A 21,396-nucleotide genomic window follows, 5' to 3' on the forward strand; every position below is an offset into this window, starting at 1 on the left:
TGTCCTGACGCAATGGCCAGACTAGACTCTGCCTGAGTGTTCTTTGACAGGAAACAGGCATGTCTTTGAAAGAAGAAGCGGAGCGGCGGATTGCCGGGCTTATAAAGCGTTGGGATGACTTCAATTGTTCGCTGGCGGACAGAGCACTGCCGGATAACCGACGGCGCACAGTCAGCGAATTGTCGCTTCAGGATAAGGCACTGAAAGCTGGCCAGAAAGCAGTCAAAAAGCGGGCGAAGAAAACGCCGAATAAATCCTGAAAATATTTGACACTGCCGGCCAAATGCTTAAAATGCGCGTCGCACTTGATTGATGACGACCAGCTACCTGGAAACGTTGATTTTAAGTGTGTTGTGAAAGTGGGCGGTTAGCTCAGCTGGGAGAGCATCGCCCTTACAAGGCGAGGGTCACTGGTTCGATCCCAGTACCGCCCACCACTTTCACAATCTGTCGCAGTGCCGGATAACCCCATCCGGTCTGGATTCGGTGAACTATGTTGCCGAGTCGATGCGGAGCGGTAGTTCAGCTGGTTAGAATACCGGCCTGTCACGCCGGGGGTCGCGGGTTCGAGTCCCGTCCGCTCCGCCATTTCCTTTCAGATTGATCATTCCTCACTAAGTTTTTTTAGACTTTTGAGGCCTCAGACGATTCCCTTTTTCCTCTGCTCTGATCGGAAGCGCTTTCGGTGCTCCGCCGGGCTGGTCCCATACCATCGTTTCCAGGCTTTGTGAAAAGCGGCCGGATTTGCAAACCCCAGTAGCCAGGCGATTTCCGCAATTGATGTCCTTGTTTCGCGGATATACTCACTGGCCAGTTCCTTGCGGGTTTCATCCAATAGTTCTCGAAACCCTGTGCCTTCTTCGTTGAGCTGACGTTGTAGCGTCCAAGGCGCGATTCCAAGGCGATTGGAAATGACTGCAAGCGTTGGCGTGTCACCCTGCAGCAGCGGTGCGAGCATATCCTTGACCCGATCACCCATCGTCCAGTGAGTGCGTATTCTCAGCAGTTGTCTTTCACACTGCTTCGCCAGCACCTCGAACATGCCTGGTTGGGCCTGTCTGGGAACCATGTCTCTCACGTCCTTGCGAAGCTCTATTGCGTTGCTGGCAGATCCAAATCTTACAGGGCACCTGAACCAGGATTCGAACTCACTCTCCAGGCCAAGGGATTCGTATTCGATACTGACCCGTTCCAGGACGTCGCGCTGGCCAGACACAGTCCTCAGGAATTGGGTCCAGGCTGCCAGAACCGAGTCCACTACAAAGTAGTTGAACACGTTGTAGGGCCGAATGGAGTAGAAGTGAGCTGTCAGATTCTGGTCGGCCACCCAGGGGGCGCCGCGGCTGTTGTGGCTGGTCAATAGTGCGAAATGGATGAGCGTGCGCAGAGCTTCACCAACGGTGGGCGCAGACTGGGCCGCAAGCCCGGCAAAGCCTGCATCAACAGGCCGTGACAGTTCGCCCATGGTCAAACCCAGAGCGGGATTGCCGGTCAAACGGATAGCCGCTTCGCCCAGCCGCATGAATCTGGGAATGCTGATTCTGGTTTCGGGAGTACTCAGGGTCTGGTTGCTCAGGCCGAAGCGCTCGAACAATGGCGCTGGATTCTGGCCCTCTGCCAGAACGGCGCGAGACATCACCGAGGCGTAGAGCACGCTGAGTTCGCCAAGCGAATTGGGGCGGCGCGGGTTGGTTTTCATGGCCAAATATTGTCAGACAAGTAATCTAAAGACAATAAAAGGTTGTTTCAGGATATTGGATCGCTTCGAAAGTCCCGATAAGTTAATCCCATCATTGAACTGCCATAAAACAGATAACGACATTCCGGAGAGATCATGAATACATCTGAACAGGGCGTCGCAAAATACCCAACGTTGTTGGAGCCACTGGATCTGGGCTTTGTAAAACTGAAAAACCGGGCGCTGATGGGCTCGATGCACACCGGGCTGGAAGAAGCCAAAAATGGGTTCGAGCGTCTGGCGGCATTCTATGCTGATCGGGCTCGGGGCGGCGTAGGCCTGATCGTCACAGGGGGTATTTCACCCAACGAAGAAGGTGCGGTTTTTCAGCACGCGGCCAAAATGAGCACCCCGGAAGAAGTGGAGCAGCACAAGGTGATCACCCGTGCGGTCCATGAAGCGGACGGGCGCATCTGTATGCAGATTCTTCATGCGGGTCGTTATGCCTATCATCCGAAGCTGGTGGCACCTTCTGCCATCCAGGCGCCGATCAATCCGCTCAAGCCAGTGGCGCTGGATGAAGAAGGCATTGAAAAGCAGATCGACGATTACGTGAACTGCGCCGATCTTGCCCGCCAGGCAGGCTATGACGGCGTGGAGATCATGGGCTCCGAGGGCTACTTCATCAATCAGTTCATTGTGAAGCACACCAACGATCGCACCGACCGCTGGGGTGGAAGTTACGAGAACCGTATTCGCCTGCCCATCGAGATTGTTCGCCGGGTTCGCGAGCGGGTCGGCAGCGATTTCATTCTGATCTACCGCCTGTCGATGCTGGATCTGATCGAAGACGGCAGTACCTGGGAAGAAGTGGTTCAGCTGGCGAAAGAAATTGAAAAGGCGGGTGCGACCATTATCAACACCGGTATTGGCTGGCACGAGGCCCGCGTTCCCACGATCGCGACCTCTGTCCCCCGCGGAGCCTTTACCAAAGTCACCAAACGACTGAAAGACCATGTCAGCGTTCCTCTGGTAACCACCAACCGGATCAACATGCCGGATGTGGCAGAAAAAATCCTTTCTGAGGGCGATGCGGACATGGTGTCGATGGCGCGCCCGTTCCTGGCCGATGCCGAACTGGTGAAAAAAGCGGCGGAAGATCGTGCCCAGGAAATCAACACCTGCATCGGATGTAATCAGGCCTGCCTGGATCATACCTTCAGCGGCAAACTGACGTCTTGCCTGGTGAACCCGCGTGCATGTCACGAAACCGAGCTTACCTACGTCAAAACCGCCGCGCCGAAGAAGATTGCGGTGGTTGGCGGTGGTCCCGCGGGTCTGGCCTTTGCCACAGTCGCTGCGGAGAGAGGTCATGCGGTCACGCTTTACGACGACGCCAAGGAAGTCGGTGGTCAGTTCAACGTGGCCAAGCTTATTCCGGGCAAGGAAGAGTTTTACGAAACCTTGCGTTATTTCCGGGTAATGCTGGATAAGCACGGCGTGGATGTACGTCTGAACACGCGCGTGAGCGCCGACGATCTGAAGGCCGCTGGGTACGACCATGTTGTACTTGCCACCGGCGTGCGCCCGAGAACTCCGGACATTGAGGGCATCGATCATCCGAAAGTGATCGGTTACCTGGACGCCCTGCTGGATCGCAAGCCGGTGGGTCAGAAGGTGGCGGTGATTGGCGCCGGCGGCATTGGCTTTGATGTGTCCGAGTATATCGTTCACAAAGGCACGTCGGCTGCTCTGGATACAGAGCATTTCATGCGCGAGTGGGGCGTGGATCTGACCGTTGAACACCGCGGCGGCATCAAAGGCATGGAGCCGGAACTGCCAGAACCCGCTCGAGAGGTTTACCTGCTCCAGCGCAAAACCTCCAAAGTGGGTAAAAACCTCGGGAAAACAACAGGCTGGATTCATCGCACATCGTTGAAGCATCGTAATGTTCAGATGGTGCCGGGTGTTTCCTATCGTAAAATCGATGACGAGGGTCTGCATGTCACCATCACGCAAAAAGGCGCAGAGCAGGGCGAAGACCGCATTCTGCCGGTGGATACCGTCATCGTCTGCGCTGGCCAGGATCCCTTGCGGGAGTTGCAGCAGGGCCTTGAGGATGCAGGTCTTGACGTGCATCTGATCGGCGGCGCAGACGTGGCCGCAGAACTGGATGCAAAGCGCGCGATTGATCAGGGAAGCCGGCTCGCCGCCGAGCTCTGATCACAAAATGTTGCACATTTGCTCTACCTGCCGGTCGTTGACCGGCTAGACTATTATCCGAATACTGGTTGTACTGAATCCGACACAGGCTCCGCTTTTGTCGGATTCTGTTTCTTGCCTGACTGCGGAACCAGAGCGTGTTCTGGTTCGTCAGTGTGTCGGGTTTCGGGTATTTGATAGTGTGCTGGGAGTGTGCAATGGCGTCTGCCGATCAGGTGGGTGACAACTATTCTGCGGTCTTTTTCATGGATGGCAGCGACGTCGCGCGGCAGATGCGTGCCTCGGAGTTTGAGGCGTTTCTTGACGGCTATGTGGGCCTGTCGGACCTGGCGGATACCGAAGTCAAAGCCGTGTTATTGCACCTGAGTCCCAGCCTTCAAGTACAGGCGCTGGTGTTTTTCAACATCTATTTTGACGAGGAAGGGCAAGCGGACTCCAGTTGGAACCTGCCCATAGACAAACTGGCGGCCGAGGGCGGCAAAGGCCCGGACATGGGCGGTGGGCCGATTCGATTGGTCTGTCGAAGCCAGTGCCCGAAATCCGTCAACCCGGATGATCTCTGGGACCCGGATATGACGCCCGGCAGTAACCATTTCCAGGCCATCCGTCGCGCGGTCGAGGCCAACTCGCTGAAGTTCCAGAAGCAGGAGCCGCCCTCGGAGGAAAACATACCGGTGCTCGAGGCCGAATCCGAGGCTCCGAAATCCGCGAAATCGGGCGACGACACGGATGCGTCGGCAGATCGAGCGCGGCTGGCACAGCTTATCCGTGAGCAACGGCTTCGTATCAAGACGCTTCAAAGCGTCCACAGAGACGCACTGTCAGATCTCCAGCGCGAGAATCGCCATGAGCTGCAGTCCGTCCGGAACGAGCTCTCTGAGCTTGAGCAGAAATTTGAGCGCCAGAAACTCACCAACGAGCAGCTGAAAAAACGTCTGGCAGAGCGCAATGAGCAGTACCTTGCGCTACAGGAGCAGGTCACCAGCGACTCGGAGAGCAAAGACCGCGAAGGTGCCACGGCCGATGCCGAGGTTGTTCTGCTGAAAGAGCAGCTGGAACGTCGACAGCGGGAGCTGGAACTGCGGGACGAAAAAATTGTGGCGTTGGAGCAGGAGAATTACGACCTGCAACATCAGGCGCCAGCGGAGAACTCTGTGATGGCACACCTGCAGAACCATTCGGTGTTCCTGGTGGCCTATCATCCCGGCGTGGGCCATGTGACCCTTCCGTATGACGATATCGAATCTTACTTCCAGAATCCGGTTGCTTACGCGGCTGACCGCTGCGGTTTGAATGAGCCGGCTTATCGTCAGTGGCTGGAACATTATGAAAACCCGGTCTGTTGCCACAAGAGTGAGAAAGGCAATCTGTGCGAGGAGCCGGTCATGCGGGTCAGCCAGCCTTCCGAATTTCGTCCGGGTGTGGATGATCGATGTGAACATCACCAGCTTGTTGAAGCACACTCCTGATATCAAAGCCGCTTTCTGACGGATTTCTCCTCGAACTTTTTCAGAATCCTGCCGACATTCGTTAGAATTGTCCCATTCAGCAAGGTCCTGTTCATTCGGACCCCACACAGAGACCCACAGGAACGTTCATGGATCAATTCAGGAACATCGGCGTCATTGGCCGTATGGGCAGCGTGAAGGTTGTCGAATCGCTAAGGCAGCTTAAACAGTATCTGATCAACAACAATTACCATGTAATTATTGAAGAGGACACGTCCACCATGCTGCCTGGGCACGGGCTTCAGGTGGCCAGCAAAAAGCTGCTGGGCGAAATCTGTGATCTTGTGATTGTGGTTGGTGGTGACGGCAGCCTGTTGGGTGCCGCCCGCGAGCTGGCAAAATCCAAGATACCGTTACTGGGCGTCAACCGCGGACGGCTCGGGTTTCTGACTGACATCTCGCCATCGGATCTGGAAGAACGGCTGGCAAAGGTCCTGCAGGGTGAATACATCGAGGAAACCCGGTTTCTTCTGGATGGTCACGTTGAACGCAATGGGCAGCCACTGGGGTTCGGTGCTGCACTCAACGACGTGGTGCTTCACCCGGGTAAATCCACCCGCATGATCGGTTTCGACCTCTACATCGACGGGCATTTTGTGTATAGCCAGCGCTCTGACGGCCTGATCGTTGCTACGCCTACGGGGTCTACCGCTTACTCATTGTCTGCAGGTGGACCAATTATGCATCCAAAGCTGGATGCGGTCGTATTGGTGCCTATGTTCCCCCACACTTTGAGCAGCCGGCCGATCGTCGTAGACGGCAAGAGTGAAATTAAGCTGGTGATCGGCGAAACCAACGAAACCTACCCGCAAATCAGTTTCGACGGGCAGATGAACATCGCCTGTGCTCCGGGTGACATTATTCGCATCACCAAGAAGCCCTTTAAGGTTCGCCTGATTCACCCGGTGGATCATAATTTCTACGCCACTTGTCGCGACAAGCTCGGCTGGGCCAGCGAAATCGCAGCGAGTTGAACATGGCAGTAAAAACGCGAAGTGCCAGCCGAGGTTACGACATTATTGGGGACATTCACGGGTGTGCCCACACCTTGAAGCTCTTGCTGAACCGCATGGGTTATCGCAAGCGCAACGGCGTGTATCAGCACGATAGCCGCCAGGCCATCTTCATTGGCGATATCATTGACCGGGGACCGCGCATTCGTGAATCGTTGCATCTGGTCCGGGATATGGTTGAACACGGGTCTGCCCGAATTGTCATGGGCAATCACGAATACAATGCCCTTGGTTACTGTACCCGGGCGAGGCCGGGGAGCGGGAAGAAGTGGCTCAGGGAGCACAATCCCCGGCATGACCGTCTCATCCGGGAGACCATGGAGCAGTTTGAGCACTATCCGCACGAATGGAATGACTTTCTGGAGTGGTTCTACACCATTCCGTTGTTCATTGATGAGCCGGACTTCCGTGCCGTGCACGCCTGCTGGGACAACGACCTGATTGAGAAATTCAAAGCTCATCAGGGTGGGGCCTGCATTGATGAGGATTTCCTTCACGCGTCAGCGGCCATCGAGTCTTTTGCCGGACAGGTCATGGATACCCTGCTTCGGGGAACGGATCTGCGGTTGCCGCCGGGGGTAAGAATTACCGGCCGTGATGGCTATGTGCGGGAGTTTTTCCGCACCAAGTTCTGGGCGGATAACCCGAAAACCTACGCTGATGTGGTGTTTCAGCCCGATCCGCTACCAGCCGAGGTGGCCAGGCGGGAACTGTCGGACCATGAGCGCCGTCAACTGATCAGCTATCCCGCCTCCGCGCCCCCGGTATTCGTCGGGCATTACTGGATGGAAGGGGAGCCCGCGCCATTGAAGCCCAATGTCGCCTGTATTGATTTCAGTGCGGTCAAATACGGCAAGCTGGTGGCCTATCGGTTGGATGGTGAAAAGCATCTTTCACGGGACAAGTTTGTCTGGGTGGATGTCGAGCGTCCGGAATGCCCGGATTACCCGGCCAGCGAAGACAGCATAGCGAGGTGATGCTTGTACCGGATTAAGCAGATTGAGGCCGGTATTAATCTCGCCGGTTTCAGCCAATGGCTGAACGAGCAGGGCGTCGGCCACAGGATTACGGAGGAGGGCGACTCGCAGGTTCTGTGGCTGGAGCATCAGGAACATGCCGAACCTGTGCTACAGGCCCTGGATCGGTTTGTGCAGGAACCGGAATTGAGAGAAAGGGTAAATGAAGTTGTGGCTTCTCCTGTGTTCGTCCGTGGTCGCTGGCAGCCTTCCCCTCGCCATGCACCTGCGGTTCTTTCGGTCATCATTATTTCGGGGTTACTGGCCTGGTTTACAGCTCTTGGACAGAATACGCTCTCGACGTACCTGATGATGATAGATCCCAGGGTTTATGACTGGGGTACCATGGCCGAGCGGATTCAGGCGTTATCCGCAACCCTGGGCGCCGGGGAATTCTGGCGATTATTGACCCCGGATTTTCTGCATTTCAGCTGGACACACATTGTTTTCAACGCCGTCATGCTCTGGTTTCTGGGCAGTCAGGTTGAATGGTTTGACGGCCGTCAGCGCTTGCTGATCCTGTTTGTCGTGGTCAGTCTCTTTTCAAACGGGCTCCAGTATCTGATGGCCGGCCCGTTGTTCGGTGGTTTGTCGGGAGTGGTGTACGGCATTCTGGGGTATTGCTGGCTTAGCCAGCGGCGCCGCGCCCGGTTCCAGTTTCCGCCTGCACTGGTCACTTTTGCGGTTGCCTGGATGGTGCTGGGTTATACTCCTTTGCCCGAAGTTCTTGGGCTGGGCCGAATGGCGAACGAGGCTCACCTTGGTGGGTTTCTGGCTGGCCTGGGCCTCGCAGCGGTTTTGCCGGTGCCAAAAAAAGCCCCACCAAAAGGTGGGGCATAAAAGAGAGCGTGTAGCTCCTGATGAGAGAGACCAAATGAACACAACCTTCGTCATTTGGTGAGTTAATGATAATCATTATCATTTTTATCTGTCAACAGTTTTGGGAAATTTATTCTCTGTGTTCTACGGGAGTGAGCAATGACCTACGATGAGCTGATCAAACGGCTGGACCCGACGGTCTATCAAAACCTCAAGCGCTCACTGGAGCTGGGAAAGTGGCCGGATGGCCGCAAGCTGACGGACGAGCAGCGCGGCATTTGTATGGAAGCCATTATTTACTACGAAGAGCATCATCAGATTCCGCAAGAGCAGCGGACGGGATACCTGGATCGTGGAGAGAAAACCGGAACAGCCTGTGACCCCAGTGTCAGCCGCACGGCGGGTACTGGCAATGCTGCCGGTGATTCCGACCAGTACTTTGAGGTGAAGCCTTGACCGCAGTCGTGGATGTCAGCGGCCGACTTCGAAAAATGCCGGTCGAGGCGGCCAGCCCGGTTGCATACAGCCTGCTGCTGGGTGAAACACGGATACCACTGAACGATCTGGTGGGTTACTCACTGCGGTTGGATTTTGACGGTGTCATTCGCTGCATCAACTGTGACCGCAAGACCAACAAAAGTTTCAGTCAGGGCTTCTGTTACCCTTGCTTCAAGAAGCTGGCGGCTTGTGATTCCTGTATCATGAGTCCTGAGAAGTGCCATTTTCATGAAGGTACCTGCAGAGAGCCGGAATGGGGTGAAACCCATTGCATGATTGAGCACGTTGTTTATCTGGCTAATTCTTCGGGGCTGAAAGTAGGCATTACCCGGGGTACCCAGGTACCGACCCGCTGGATTGACCAGGGGGCGGTGGATGCCATACCCATGGTGCGAGTTGCCACAAGGCAGCTGGCGGGCTTCGTTGAGGTCGCGTGCAAGCAGCATGTCGCAGATCGGACCAACTGGCGCGCTATGCTGAAAGGTGATGTGCCGGAACTGGACTTGCGCGAGGAACGCTCGCGAATGCTGGCACTGATCGAAGACGATTTGGCGGATCTGAAATCAAAACACGGCGACGAAGCCATTCAACCTGTTTCAGAGGATGGACTGACACTGGATTACCCGGTGGCCGTCTGGCCTGAGAAGGTGAAGACCCACAATCTGGATAAGGCGTCCGCGGCCGAGGGGATACTGCAAGGCATAAAAGGGCAGTATCTGATCCTCGACACGGGCGTGATCAACATTCGAAAATACACCGGTTACGAAGTTCGTTTTCGGGTATTTTCCAATCAATAAAAACGGGGCGACGACCGAGTTGTCCGGTTTTCTGGAGACATATCATGCGTACCAGCCAGCCACAGACCATCTACCTGAAAGACTACAAGGTGCCGGCTTTCGTTGTAGATCATGTCGACCTGCGTTTTGAGCTGTTTGAAGACGGAGCCCGGGTTCACAGTTTGCTTTCGGTTCGCCGGAATCCGGAGAGCGATGGCACAGAGCAGAATCTGGAACTGGACGGCGACAGCCTGACCCTCGAATCGGTTCAGCTGGACGGCCGCGTGCTGTCTGAAGGCGATTACGATAACCGCGGTGAAAAGCTTGTGGTGTCGTCTGTACCGGACCAGTTCGAGTTGTCGGTGGTCACCTGGATTGAGCCACAGAACAATACCCGGCTGGAAGGGCTGTATAAGTCCTCGGGCATGTTCTGTACCCAGTGTGAGGCGGAAGGTTTCCGTTGCATCACCTATTTCCCGGACCGCCCCGACGTCATGGCGCGTTTCCGGACACGCATCGAGGCAGACAAGTCCAGCTATCCGATTCTGTTGTCCAACGGCAACGATGTTGAAAAAGGCGATCTGGATAATGGCCGTCACTATGTGACCTGGGAAGATCCGTTCCCGAAGCCCTCCTATCTGTTTGCGTTGGTGGCTGGTGACCTGGTCGAGAAAACCGACAACTTCCGTACCATGAGCGGCCGCGATATCGACCTACGTATGTACGTTGAGCCCCGCAATTCAGAGAAATGCGACCACGCCATGGATTCCCTGAAGCGTTCCATGCGGTGGGACGAGGAAGTTTATGGCCGCGAGTACGATCTGGATATCTTTATGATCGTGGCCGTTGACGACTTCAATATGGGCGCCATGGAAAACAAGGGCCTGAATATTTTTAACTCGTCGTGTGTGTTGGCCAGTCAGGAAACGGCGACCGACGTGGCGTTCCAGCGCATCGAATCGATTGTTGCTCACGAATATTTCCACAACTGGTCTGGTAACCGTGTTACCTGCCGCGATTGGTTCCAGTTGAGCCTGAAAGAAGGTTTCACCGTCTTCCGTGACTCTCAGTTTTCTTCGGATATGGGGTCACCGACTGTGAAGCGAATCGAGGACGCAGCCATGCTGCGCACAGCCCAGTTCGCTGAAGACTCTGGTCCGATGGCACATCCCGTGCGCCCGCAGTCCTACATGGAAATTTCCAACTTCTATACGCTGACCATATACGAGAAGGGCTGCGAAGTTGTGGGCATGATCCACACGCTCCTGGGCGAAGAGATGTTCCGCAAAGGCAGCGACCTGTATTTCGAGCGTCATGATGGCCAAGCCGTCACCACCGATGATTTTGTACGTGCCATGGAGGATGCTAGCGGTCGCGATCTGAGCCAGTTCAGGTTGTGGTACGAGCAGGCGGGTACGCCGGAGCTTTCTGTTCAGGATGAATTCGATGAGAACAATGGCGTTTACCGGCTCACGATTGAGCAGTCGATACCGGATACGCCTGGGCAGACCGACAAGAAGCCCCAACACATTCCGTTTGCGATTGGTTTGCTGGGCGCCGACGGCAAGGCATTACCATTGAACCTGTCCCGGGATGAACAGAATGCCCCTACCGAGCGGATTCTGGAACTGACGGATTCTGCCCATACTTTCGAGTTTCATGGTCTAGAGCATCGGCCAGTGCCATCTTTGCTGCGGCATTTTTCGGCGCCTGTTCGAGTGCAGTATGACTGGACTCGTGAGCAGCTGACCTTTCTGATGAGCCACGACGGAGATGGTTTCAACCGTTGGGACGCGGGTCAGAAGCTGGCAATTGACGTGATTAATTCTTTGATCGAAAACCCCGAATTGGCTGTCGATGGGGGGCTGGTGGAAGCATACCGGGGCCTGCTTTCTGACGAGTCGCTGGATCAGGCGCTGGTTGCCAAAATGCTGCAGTTGCCGACCGAGGCCTATCTGATCGAACTCTCCGCTCAGCCAGCGGTTCAGGCGATCCACTCAGCTCGGGAAAAAGTCCTGGGCAAATTGGCCGTCGATCTTCGGGACGAGCTCCTTGCGTGTTATCACCGCAATACAGTGTCCGGCGAATACAGGGTTACCCCTGAAGATGTTGCCCGCCGCAGCCTGCGTAACACTGCGCTTGCCTGGTTGCTGCATATCGGCGACGAAGAAGCCCGTTCGTTTGCGCTGACCCAGTATTCGGGCGCCGACAACATGACAGATCGCATGGGTGCACTCCGGGCGCTGGTCGGATCCGATTTCGAAAACGATCGTGAGTCCACGCTGGCGGACTTCTATCAACGTTTCCAGAAGGATCCGCAGGTCGTGGAGCAATGGTTTTCAGTGCAGGCGGCCAGCTCCCGCACTGGAAGCTTGGCGCAGATTCGCCAGTTGATGGAGCACCCGGCATTCGACTGGAAGAATCCAAACAAAATCCGTTCGGTGATCGGGGCGTTCGCAGGGCAGAATCTGCCTGCTTTCCACGCCGAGGATGGGTCTGGGTATCAGTTCCTGGCGGAGCAGATCTGCCGCCTGGACGACAGCAACCCGCAAATAGCCGCACGACTGGTTTCACCGCTTACGCGCTGGCGGAAGTTCGCTACAGTGCATGGGCAAAAGATGAAGTCGGCTCTGGAAACGGTTCGAGACAAGCAGGGCTTGTCGAGGGACGTTTACGAGGTGGTTCACAAGAGTCTGGCCGGGTAAGAGCGGCCCAGGCCGCTGTAGAGCCGCTACCACTACATTGTCACACGACGATACAAAATCGCACTTTTGAACGATGGACAATAGTGGCCAATGGTCTAACCTGTCACCAACCGACAAACCATGATTTCACAAGAAAAAAAGCCCGGAAGAGGGCTTCCAGACATCGTTAAAGGTCTACCAATGAACAACAAGATAAACGTGATATTGGGCAGTTTGCTTGCCGCTTCTGTTCTTGCTGCGCCCGCCATGGCGGCCGTGTCTCAAAGCCAGGCTGCAAGGCTTGGGCAGGATTTGACGCCGTTTGGCTCAGAGAAAGCCGGTAACGAAGCTGGCACCATCCCAGCCTGGACTGGCGGTTTGACAGAGGCGCCTCCGGGGTATGAAGGCAGTGGTCAGCATCACATCAATCCGTTTCCGGAAGACGAAGTGCTGTTCACGATCAACGCTTCCAATGCTGAGCAGTTTGATGATTTTCTGACCGATGGCCAGCGTGCCATGCTGGATACCTATCCCACCACGTTTAATATTCCGGTGTATAAAAGCCGTCGTACCCACGCTGTTCCGGACTGGGTCGCCGAAAACACCAAAGACAATGCCACCAGTGCCGAAATCGTAGGTAAAGGCGCGGGCATTGACGGCGCGTTTGGTGGTTATCCGTTCCCGATTCTTCACGGCAACAACGAAATGAAAGCCTGGCAGGTCATGTGGAACCATCTGACCCGCTGGCGTGGTATTTCCATTACCCGTCGTTCAAGTGAAGTAGCGGTTCAGACGGACGGCGACTACTCGCTGGTTACCTCGCAGCAGGAAGCTTTTTTCAACTACTACAATCCGGAAGGCGGTGAAGAAGATCTGGACAACGTGATCTTCTACTACTTGTCTTTCACCCAGTCGCCACCCCGCCTTGCGGGCGGTGCGATTTTGATCCACGAAACGCTCAACCAGATCATTAACCCGCGTAACGGCTGGGGCTACAACGCCGGCCAGCGTCGCGTGCGTCGCGCGCCCAACCTTGGGTATGACTCGCCAATTGCGGCTGCGGATAACCTGCGTACAGCGGATGACACCGATATCTTCAACGGCGCCCTGGATCGTTACAACTGGGATTACAAGGGCATGCGTGAAATCTACGTGCCCTACAACAACTACAAGCTCGGTGAGGCGGGCACGCCTTACTCGGAAATACTGGGCATTGCCCACCTTAACCCGGAGCTGACCCGTTGGGAGCTGCACCGTGTTCATGTGGTGGAGGCAAATCTTAAAGAGGGTGAGCGACACATTTACGGCAAGCGCCGATTCTATGTGGATGCAGACAGCTGGAACACTCTGTTGGTCGATCAGTACGATGGCCGCGGCGAGCTGTGGCGAGTCACCATGGGCATGGCAAAGAATTATTACGAGCTTCCCGGCGTGTGGACTACACTGGATGTGTACCACGATCTGCAGGCACGTCGTTACCATGTTCTGGGGCTTGATACTGAAGAATCATCCACCCGCGAATTCACTGACGATGTGCCCAACCGTCGTTACTTCTCTCCGGCGTCATTGCGTCGCAGGAGTGTTCGCTAAAGCGGGCGTCGATAGTAACAGGGCGTGATGCGCCCAGGGTTGATGGCGAGGATTATGCCGGTGGTCGAGAGGCCACCGGTTTATTCGTACCAGTAACCGGGATGCCGGCGACTGAAGACTGACACTGTTCAACAAAAAAATAGGCAATCTGAATGGCTAAAAGGTTGATGTGCAACACTTTGGGAGCGGCCTGCGTGGGGCTTTCCATGGCGATGTCTGCCCCCTCTGTGTTCGCGCTCGCAGATATCATCGAAACTCCATCCAGGCCCACCTCCCTCGCACCTGAAAATCTTCTCACCGACGCAGACCGCGCCGGCGACAGGATTGTGGCGGCTGGTGAGCGTGGCCACATTATCTACTCCGACAACGGGGGCGATTCATGGACTCAGGGCGAAGTGCCTGTATCTGTGACGCTCACGGGCGTGGATTTTGGAACCGACACCCATGGCTGGGCAGTAGGCCATAGCGGCGTGGTTCTACACAGCGAGGATGCCGGCGAGTCGTGGGATCTGCAGTTGACCGGCGTTGAGGCTGCCAAGCTGGCCATTGAAACCCGCAAAGATGAAATTGCAGCGATGGAAGAACGCATTGAAGAAGCGCCTGAAGAAGAGGTCGGTGACCTTGAATGGGCGCTGGACGATCTGATCTTCTCGCTGGAAAACATGCAGTCTGATCTGGAGATTGGCCCGGTAAACCCGTTGTTGGACGTCTGGTTCGAGAATGAGAGCCATGGCTTTGTGGTGGGCGCCTACGGCATGTTCCTGCGCACTCAGGACGGTGGAAAGACCTGGCAGGATTGGGGGCCGCAACTGGATAACCCCAGAAGCTTCCACCTGAACAGCGTTACTCAGATCACTGGCGGAGCTCTGGTGGTTGTTGGTGAGGCCGGTCAGATTTTCGTGTCTGTCGACGGTGGCGACACCTGGGAAAAGCGTGAAAGCCCTTACGAAGGTTCATTGTTTGGTGCCATGAGCACCGGCAACGTCAATGAAATTCTGGCATTCGGCCTGCGTGGTAACACCTTTATGTCGACGGATCTTGGCAAGAGCTGGAAAGTCGTTCCGAACGAAGGTGGAGCAACGCTGAATGATGGCGCTGTCGCCGATGATGGGCGCATTACTCTGGTTGGAAATGGCGGTGCCGTTTTAATGAGCACCAACGGTGGCGAGAGCTTCCGTCCATATTTCCGGGATGACAGGGAAGGCGTTATGGATGTTGTGCCGCTGTCTGGCACCAATCTATTGATTATTGGCGAAGGCGGAGTGAACTTCACTGACGCCAAAGGCAAAGATCTACAATAACGCCCTGATGCGGCACCAACAGAACGAATTTAGAGGGGCTTTTTAATGTCGAACCCGAAGCATGACAAGGGCGAACATTACATTACCACGCCGAACGCAGAGCCGTTCCTGGAACGGCTGATCTTCAACAATCGGGCGCTTATCCTGATTGCTTTTTTCTTCCTGACTCTATTTTTGGGCTACAACGCCGTCAAAATTGAGCCGGATGCCAGTTTCGAGCGGATGATTCCGCTGGAACACCCCTACATTGTGAATATGCTCGAGCATCGGAACGATCTCGAGAACCTCGGTAACTTCGTGCGGATAGCCGTCGAAGTGGAAGAAGGGGACATCTTCACAAAGGAATACATGGAAACGCTGAAGCAGATCACCGACGAGGTGTTCTATCTCGACGGCGTCGACCGCTCGGGTCTCAAAACCCTTTGGACGTCCAACGTTCGTTGGGTAGAGGTGACGGAGCAGGGCTTCCAGGGCGGTACCGTGATTCCTGACAACTACGACGGTACCCGCGAGAGCCTTGAGCAGTTGCGCCAGAACGTGTTGCGCTCTAATGAAGTGGGCCGTCTGGTGTCTGACAACTTCCAGTCCACGATTGTTTACGCGCCTCTGTATGAGAAAAATCCGGAAACCGGCGAGCCGCTGGATTACGGTGAATTTTCCCGTCAGCTGGAAGAAAAGATTCGTCAGAAGTACGAAGCCCAGAACCCGAACATTGATATCCATATTGTTGGTTTCGCCAAGAAAGTGGGCGACCTGATTGAGGGTATTGGTTCCATTGCCTACTTCGCGGGTATCACCATCCTGCTGACAACGCTGTTGTTGTTCTGGTACTCCCGTTGCATTGCGGGAACCCTGGTTCCGGTGTTTTCTTCGATCATTGCCGTTTTCTGGCAGTTGGGTGCTCTTCGCCTGATGGGCTATGGCCTGGATCCGTACTCGGTGCTGGTACCGTTCCTGGTCTTTGCGATTGGCATCAGTCATGGCGTTCAGGTGGTGAATGCCATGGCCGTCGAGGCGTCAAAAGGATTTGATCCTATGACCGCCGCTCGCCTGGCGTTCCGGGCTCTGTACATACCTGGCATGTTGGCGCTTATTTCCGACGCGTTTGGCTTCCTGACACTGCTATTCATCGAAATTGATGTCATCAAGGATCTGGCGGTTGCCGCCGGCCTGGGTGTCGCGATCGTGATCGTCACAAATCTGGTACTGCACCCACTGATCATGTCCTATATCGGTATCACCAAGGGCGGCATTAAAAATGTTCAGAACCAGGGCGAGAAGCAGGACCGCAAATGGAAAATCATGTCCTACTTCTCCCATCCGGGGGTGGCGCCGATCTCGTTGCTGATTGCCGTGATTGGTCTGGGCCTGGGTCTTTACTACAAGCAGGACCTTAAGGTGGGCGACCTTGATCAGGGTGCGCCTGAATTGCGAGCCGATTCCCGCTACAACCTGGACAACGCGTTCATCATTGATAACTACTCCACCAGTGCAGACGTGTTGGTTGTGATGGTGAAAACGGAAGTCGAGCAATGTACTCAGTACAACGTCCTGCGTGCGATGGACAAGCTGCAGTGGGAACTGCAGAACACGCCAGGCGTGCAATCGTCTGCTTCGTTGGCCGACGTTTCCAAGATCGTCACCAAGGCTTTGAACGAGGGTAACTGGAAGTGGTACGAGATCTCCCGCAACCAGACGATCATCAATGCGTCCATCCGCGAGGCACCTGCGGGTCTGATCAACACCAACTGTGACCTGACGCCGGTGCTGGTCTTCCTGGAAGACCACAAGGCGGAAACGCTGCAGACGGTCACCAGTCGAGTTGAAGAGTTTGCGAGCAATCACAACAACGACGAGTTCACGTTCCTGTTGGCCGCTGGTAACGCGGGTGTTGAAGCCGCTACCAACGAGGTAATCTCAAGCGCCAAAAACATGATGCTGATTTTCGTCTATGGCGTCGTCAGTAGTCTGTGCCTGATCACGTTCCGTTCGATCCGTGCGGTACTGTGTATCGTGGTGCCACTGGGCCTGACCTCTGTACTGTGTGAGGCAATCATGGCGGTGTCCGGTATCGGTATCAAAGTGGCGACCCTCCCGGTGATTGCACTTGGCGTGGGTATCGGTGTCGACTACGGCATCTATATTTACACCAAACTTGAGAAGTACCTGCTTGAGGGCAAGACTCTTCAGGACGCTTATTTCGAGACCCTGCGATCCACGGGTAAAGCGGTTATCTTTACCGGTGTAACTCTTGGTCTGGGTGTTGTGACCTGGATCTTCTCGCCGATCAAGTTCCAGGCGGATATGGGCTTCCTGCTGTTCTTCATGTTCCTCTGGAACATGGTGGGCGCCATCTGGCTGCTGCCGGCGCTGGCACGGTTCCTGTTGCGGCCAGACCGAATGGTCGCCAAGGCCCGAAACAGCAAATAGCCGACTAAAGTCTGAATCAGAAAAGCCCGCACTGCGGGCTTTTTTGTTCTATGTCAATTAGTTACCGTAAGTCCTCAGGCTTTATTTCTGGTGCGCTGTGGTCTATCTTTTACTTCGGACACTTCGCCTCTGAAGCAAAAAGAGGCCAAAGAGTAAAATAATCAGCAAAAGGGAATAGTCATGGCACTGAAACAGAAGTTTTCCGCGCTCGCATTGGCCACCTCCGTGTGCCTCGGGGCAGCCTCTACCGCAGTCAACGCACAGGATCAGACGTTCGTGACCATCGGCACCGGTGGTGTGACGGGCGTCTATTATCCCGCGGGTGGCGCGATCTGCCGACTGGTCAACATGGATCGCAAAGAGCATGGTATTCGTTGTTCCGTTGAGAGCACGGGCGGCTCAGTCTATAACCTGAACGCCATTCGCCAGGGCGAACTGGATCTCGCCGTCGCTCAGTCAGACTGGCAGTACCATGCCTACAATGGCACCAGTCAATTTGCGGAAGATGGCGCGAACGAGAAGCTGCGCGCCGTGTTTTCACTGCATCCTGAACCTTTCACTGTGGTCGCCAGCAAAGGCTCTGGCATCAAAACGTTCGAGGACCTGGCCGGAAAGCGCGTTTCCGTGGGCAACCCCGGCTCTGGCCAGCGTGCAACGGCAGAGGTTTTGATGGAAGAAATGGGCTGGACCATGGACAAGTTCGCCCTGCCAGCAGAGCTGAAGGCGTCAGAGCAATCCCAGGCTCTGTGTGATGGCAACATCGATGCGTTTTTCTACACGGTAGGTCACCCATCCGGTGCCATCAAGGAAGCGACCACCTCCTGCGACAGTGTGCTGGTCAATGTGGACAACAAAGCCACTCAGACGCTGATCAACAATAACCCATACTACCGGGAGGCGACGATTCCCGGCGGCATGTACCGTGGTAGCGATGACGATGTCACCACGTTCGGTGTGGCAGCAACGTTCGTGTCCTCCACAGACGTGTCAGAGGACATCGTTTATGAGGTGGTCAAAGCGGTCTTTGAAAACTTTGACAGCTTCAAGCGCCTGCATCCTGCTTTTGCGAACCTGAAGAAGGAAGAGATGGCCAGCGATGCCTTGAGTGCGCCGCTCCATCCAGGTGCAGCAAAATACTATAAAGAAGCGGGTTTGATGGACTAGAAGCGTTCAATACTTGCCAGCGGGACGGGCTGACGGCTCGTCCCGCTGTTGTTCCTACCCTATATTTTTCAGGATCATGCTATGACCAGTAGCGGACCCAATGAAGGGGCCTCCATCGACCGCGATAAGATCTCAGAAGTCCTGCAGACGGAAACCGGGGGCAGGGCGGCAACTGGCCCGGCTGCGGTTGTTCTGTTTATTGTTCCTCTGGTCTGGTCGCTGTTTCAGCTTTGGATCGCTTCGCCACTGCCCTACATGTTGGAAATCGGGGTATTCAATTCCACTGAAACCCGATCAATTCACCTGGCGTTTGCGACGTTTCTCGCGTTTTCCGCCTACCCAATGATTCGAGGCACGCACGTAAATCATGTGCCTGTGTATGACTGGGTTCTGGCTTTGGCGGCGGCATTTGCCGCGTCCTATCTCTTCTTTTTCTACGACCAGCTGGCATCGCGTCCGGGTGCGCCGACTACTCAGGATCTGGTGGTCGCTCTCGGCGGCCTTTTGCTGTTGCTTGAAGCGACTCGGCGTGCTCTTGGATTGCCGCTGACGATTGTTGCCGGCGTGTTCATTATTTATGCCCTGGCTGGCCCCTATATGCCTGACGTGATCTCCCATAAAGGCGCCAGCCTTAATAAGTTGTCGTCGCATATGTGGTTGGGCACAGAAGGGGTGTTTGGTGTTGCCCTGGGCGTATCCACCAGTTTTGTCTTCCTTTTCGTTCTGTTTGGCGCGTTACTGGAGCGTGCGGGTGCCGGTAACTATTTCATCAAGGTCGCGTATGCCATGCTCGGTCATATGAGAGGCGGTCCAGCCAAAGCGGCGGTGGTGTCCAGTGGCCTGAGCGGTGTTATTTCCGGTTCCTCCATCGCTAACGTGGTGACCACAGGTACCTTTACCATTCCGCTGATGAAGCGCGTTGGATTTCCAGCTACCAAAGCAGGTGCTGTCGAAGTTGCTGCCTCGACGAACGGCCAGCTAACACCGCCGATCATGGGCGCGGCGGCTTTCCTGATGGTCGAGTACGTTGGTATTTCGTATCTGGAGGTTATCAAGCACGCGATTCTTCCGGCGTTGATTTCTTACGTGGCCCTGATTTACATCGTTCATCTGGAAGCCTGCAAGCTGCGGATGAAAGGCATTGAAAGGCTGAATCGTCCCACCATGGCCCAGCGGATGCTTAACTGGGTGGTGATTTTGCTGGGTCTGAGTGTTCTGACCCTGGTCGTGTATTACGGTATCGGCTGGACGAAGGAGCTGCTTGGCGAGGCTGCCGTCTGGGTGCTGGGGCCGATTCTGCTGGCAATCTACATAGGGCTGGTTGGCTACGCCACCCGTTTCCCCGATCTGGAAGAGGACGACCCTGACTCTTCAATGGATGAATTGCCGGAAGTAGGACCCACCGTTAAGACTGGCCTGTATTTTCTGCTTCCTGTGGTGGTTCTGGTCTGGTGTTTAACCGTTGAGCGGTTCTCACCCCAGTTGTCGGCCTTCTGGGCGACGATTTTCATGATTTTTATTGTGGTGACTCAGCGCCCGCTCAAGGCTTTTTTCCGCAACCAACGCGGTTTAGTGCAGAAATCAGTGCAGGGCCTGAACGATCTCGTGCATTCCCTGGTGACCGGTGCGCGGAACATGGTTGGCATTGGCGTGGCGACGGCCACCGCGGGCATCGTAGTCGGTACAGTGACACTCACCGGCATCGGACTGGTCATGACCCAGTTCGTGGAGTTCATCTCTGGTGGCAACCTGTTGCTGATGCTGATCTTCACCGCGTTGATCAGTCTGATCCTGGGTATGGGGCTACCCACTACCGCAAACTACATTGTGGTGTCTACGTTGATGGCTCCGGTTATCGTGACCCTGGGCGCGCAGAGCGGGCTCCTGGTGCCGCTGATTGCCGTGCACCTGTTTGTGTTCTACTTCGGGATACTGGCGGACGACACGCCTCCGGTGGGGCTTGCCGCCTACGCGGCAGCCGCAATTTCCGGCGCCGACCCCATACGCACGGGTATTCAGGGTTTCACTTACGACATCCGGACAGCCATTCTGCCGTTCATGTTCATCTTCAATAACCAGCTGTTGCTGATTGGCTTGACCGGCTGGTTTGACCTGGTGGTGACGATATTCAGTGCGGTGACAGCCATGCTGGTATTCTCTGCGGCTACCCAGGGCTACTGGTTTACCAAGAGCTATAAATGGGAATCCGCATTACTGCTGCTGATCACGTTCACCTTATTCCGTCCCGGCTTCTGGTGGGACATGGTCTATCCAGAAACGGAAGATAGGCCCGGTACGGTGATAGAAGAATACGTCGAAACAGTTCCGCCTGGCGGCTCGGTGGTGGTAAAGGCGTCAGGCATGAACCTTTCCGGCGATGACGTGTCCACCTATCTCAAATTGCCCTTGCCGGAAGCTGAAACACCGGAAGCAAGGCTGGCGCAGGCCGGGCTGGAATTGTCCGAGAACGACGGCCAAATGGTGGTGGACTTTGTTGGCTTCGGAAGTGCCGCCGAGGAAGCCGGCATCAGTTTCGGCTGGACGATTGACGCCGTGCAGGTTGAGAACGAACGCCCGCCCAAGGAGCTGATGTTTATCCCTGCCCTGGGTTTGTTGGGGCTGCTCGCCTGGGGGCAGCTGCGGCGACGAACCCCGGAAGAAGCCTCAGTGACTGGCTGAATAAACCTTGCAGAGCC

15 protein-coding genes and 2 tRNA genes are annotated in these 21,396 nt (G+C 55.4%); 16 read left to right on the top strand and 1 reads right to left on the bottom strand.

Annotated features, from left to right (window positions below):
- Positions 1-59 precede the first annotated feature (59 nt).
- From QLQ17_RS07270 to QLQ17_RS07280, 3 genes are all read left to right on the top strand, one after another.
- The gene (locus tag QLQ17_RS07270) at positions 60-260 is read left to right on the top strand and encodes a hypothetical protein (protein WP_283208881.1); all 201 of its coding nucleotides are present in this window, start codon (positions 60-62) and stop codon (positions 258-260) included.
- A 101-nt stretch (positions 261-361) separates the two neighbouring features.
- Positions 362-437: transfer RNA gene (locus QLQ17_RS07275), tRNA-Val, on the top strand.
- Positions 438-511: 74 nt separating this feature from the next.
- Positions 512-588: transfer RNA gene (locus QLQ17_RS07280), tRNA-Asp, on the top strand.
- Positions 589-640: 52 nt separating this feature from the next.
- Here QLQ17_RS07280 and QLQ17_RS07285 read toward each other — a convergent pair.
- Positions 641-1,699: an AraC family transcriptional regulator gene (locus QLQ17_RS07285; protein ID WP_283208882.1), complete on the bottom strand. Its 1,059-nt coding sequence runs from the start codon at positions 1,697-1,699 to the stop codon at positions 641-643.
- 135 nt (positions 1,700-1,834) lie between these two features.
- Here QLQ17_RS07285 and QLQ17_RS07290 point away from each other — a divergent pair, with 135 nt between their 5' ends.
- The 13 genes from QLQ17_RS07290 to QLQ17_RS07350 all read left to right on the top strand — a co-directional run bounded on the left by QLQ17_RS07290 (position 1,835) and on the right by QLQ17_RS07350 (position 21,379).
- Entirely contained in the window at positions 1,835-3,901 is a 2,067-nt protein-coding gene (locus tag QLQ17_RS07290; RefSeq protein ID WP_283208883.1) for an NADPH-dependent 2,4-dienoyl-CoA reductase, read from the top strand.
- A 197-nt stretch (positions 3,902-4,098) separates the two neighbouring features.
- On the top strand, positions 4,099-5,370 hold the full coding sequence (locus QLQ17_RS07295; RefSeq protein ID WP_283208884.1) for a DNA repair protein: 1,272 nt from the start codon (positions 4,099-4,101) through the stop codon (positions 5,368-5,370).
- 128 nt (positions 5,371-5,498) lie between these two features.
- Positions 5,499-6,383, top strand: a complete 885-nt coding sequence (locus QLQ17_RS07300) for an NAD(+) kinase (protein WP_283208885.1) — start codon at positions 5,499-5,501, stop codon at positions 6,381-6,383.
- 2 nt (positions 6,384-6,385) lie between these two features.
- A complete protein-coding gene (locus QLQ17_RS07305) occupies positions 6,386-7,399 on the top strand; it encodes a metallophosphoesterase (RefSeq protein ID WP_283208886.1) in 1,014 nt (337 codons plus the stop codon).
- 3 nt (positions 7,400-7,402) lie between these two features.
- On the top strand, positions 7,403-8,278 hold the full coding sequence (locus QLQ17_RS07310; RefSeq protein ID WP_283208887.1) for a rhomboid family intramembrane serine protease: 876 nt from the start codon (positions 7,403-7,405) through the stop codon (positions 8,276-8,278).
- Positions 8,279-8,416: 138 nt separating this feature from the next.
- Positions 8,417-8,713: a YeaC family protein gene (locus QLQ17_RS07315; RefSeq protein ID WP_283208888.1), complete on the top strand. Its 297-nt coding sequence runs from the start codon at positions 8,417-8,419 to the stop codon at positions 8,711-8,713.
- Between the two features lie 35 nt (positions 8,714-8,748).
- A complete protein-coding gene (locus QLQ17_RS07320; protein ID WP_502867367.1) occupies positions 8,749-9,552 on the top strand; it encodes a DUF2797 domain-containing protein in 804 nt (267 codons plus the stop codon).
- Positions 9,553-9,596: 44 nt separating this feature from the next.
- Positions 9,597-12,236 carry an aminopeptidase N gene (pepN, locus tag QLQ17_RS07325; RefSeq protein WP_283208890.1) on the top strand — a complete coding sequence of 880 codons (2,640 nt, stop codon included), beginning with the start codon at positions 9,597-9,599 and terminating at the stop codon, positions 12,234-12,236.
- A 180-nt stretch (positions 12,237-12,416) separates the two neighbouring features.
- Positions 12,417-13,805 carry a DUF1329 domain-containing protein gene (locus QLQ17_RS07330; RefSeq protein ID WP_283208891.1) on the top strand — a complete coding sequence of 463 codons (1,389 nt, stop codon included), beginning with the start codon at positions 12,417-12,419 and terminating at the stop codon, positions 13,803-13,805.
- Positions 13,806-13,957: 152 nt separating this feature from the next.
- Positions 13,958-15,106: a WD40/YVTN/BNR-like repeat-containing protein gene (locus QLQ17_RS07335; RefSeq protein ID WP_283208892.1), complete on the top strand. Its 1,149-nt coding sequence runs from the start codon at positions 13,958-13,960 to the stop codon at positions 15,104-15,106.
- A gap of 45 nt (positions 15,107-15,151) precedes the next feature.
- Positions 15,152-17,536: an efflux RND transporter permease subunit gene (locus QLQ17_RS07340; protein ID WP_283208893.1), complete on the top strand. Its 2,385-nt coding sequence runs from the start codon at positions 15,152-15,154 to the stop codon at positions 17,534-17,536.
- Between the two features lie 180 nt (positions 17,537-17,716).
- Positions 17,717-18,700 carry a TAXI family TRAP transporter solute-binding subunit gene (locus QLQ17_RS07345; RefSeq protein ID WP_283208894.1) on the top strand — a complete coding sequence of 328 codons (984 nt, stop codon included), beginning with the start codon at positions 17,717-17,719 and terminating at the stop codon, positions 18,698-18,700.
- Between the two features lie 81 nt (positions 18,701-18,781).
- Positions 18,782-21,379 carry a TRAP transporter permease gene (locus QLQ17_RS07350; protein ID WP_283208895.1) on the top strand — a complete coding sequence of 866 codons (2,598 nt, stop codon included), beginning with the start codon at positions 18,782-18,784 and terminating at the stop codon, positions 21,377-21,379.
- The last annotated feature ends 17 nt before the right edge of the window (positions 21,380-21,396 follow it).

Origin of the sequence: Marinobacter sp. CHS3-4 (assembly GCF_030053415.1) — a bacterium.
In the GTDB taxonomy this organism is placed as follows: domain Bacteria; phylum Pseudomonadota; class Gammaproteobacteria; order Pseudomonadales; family Oleiphilaceae; genus Marinobacter.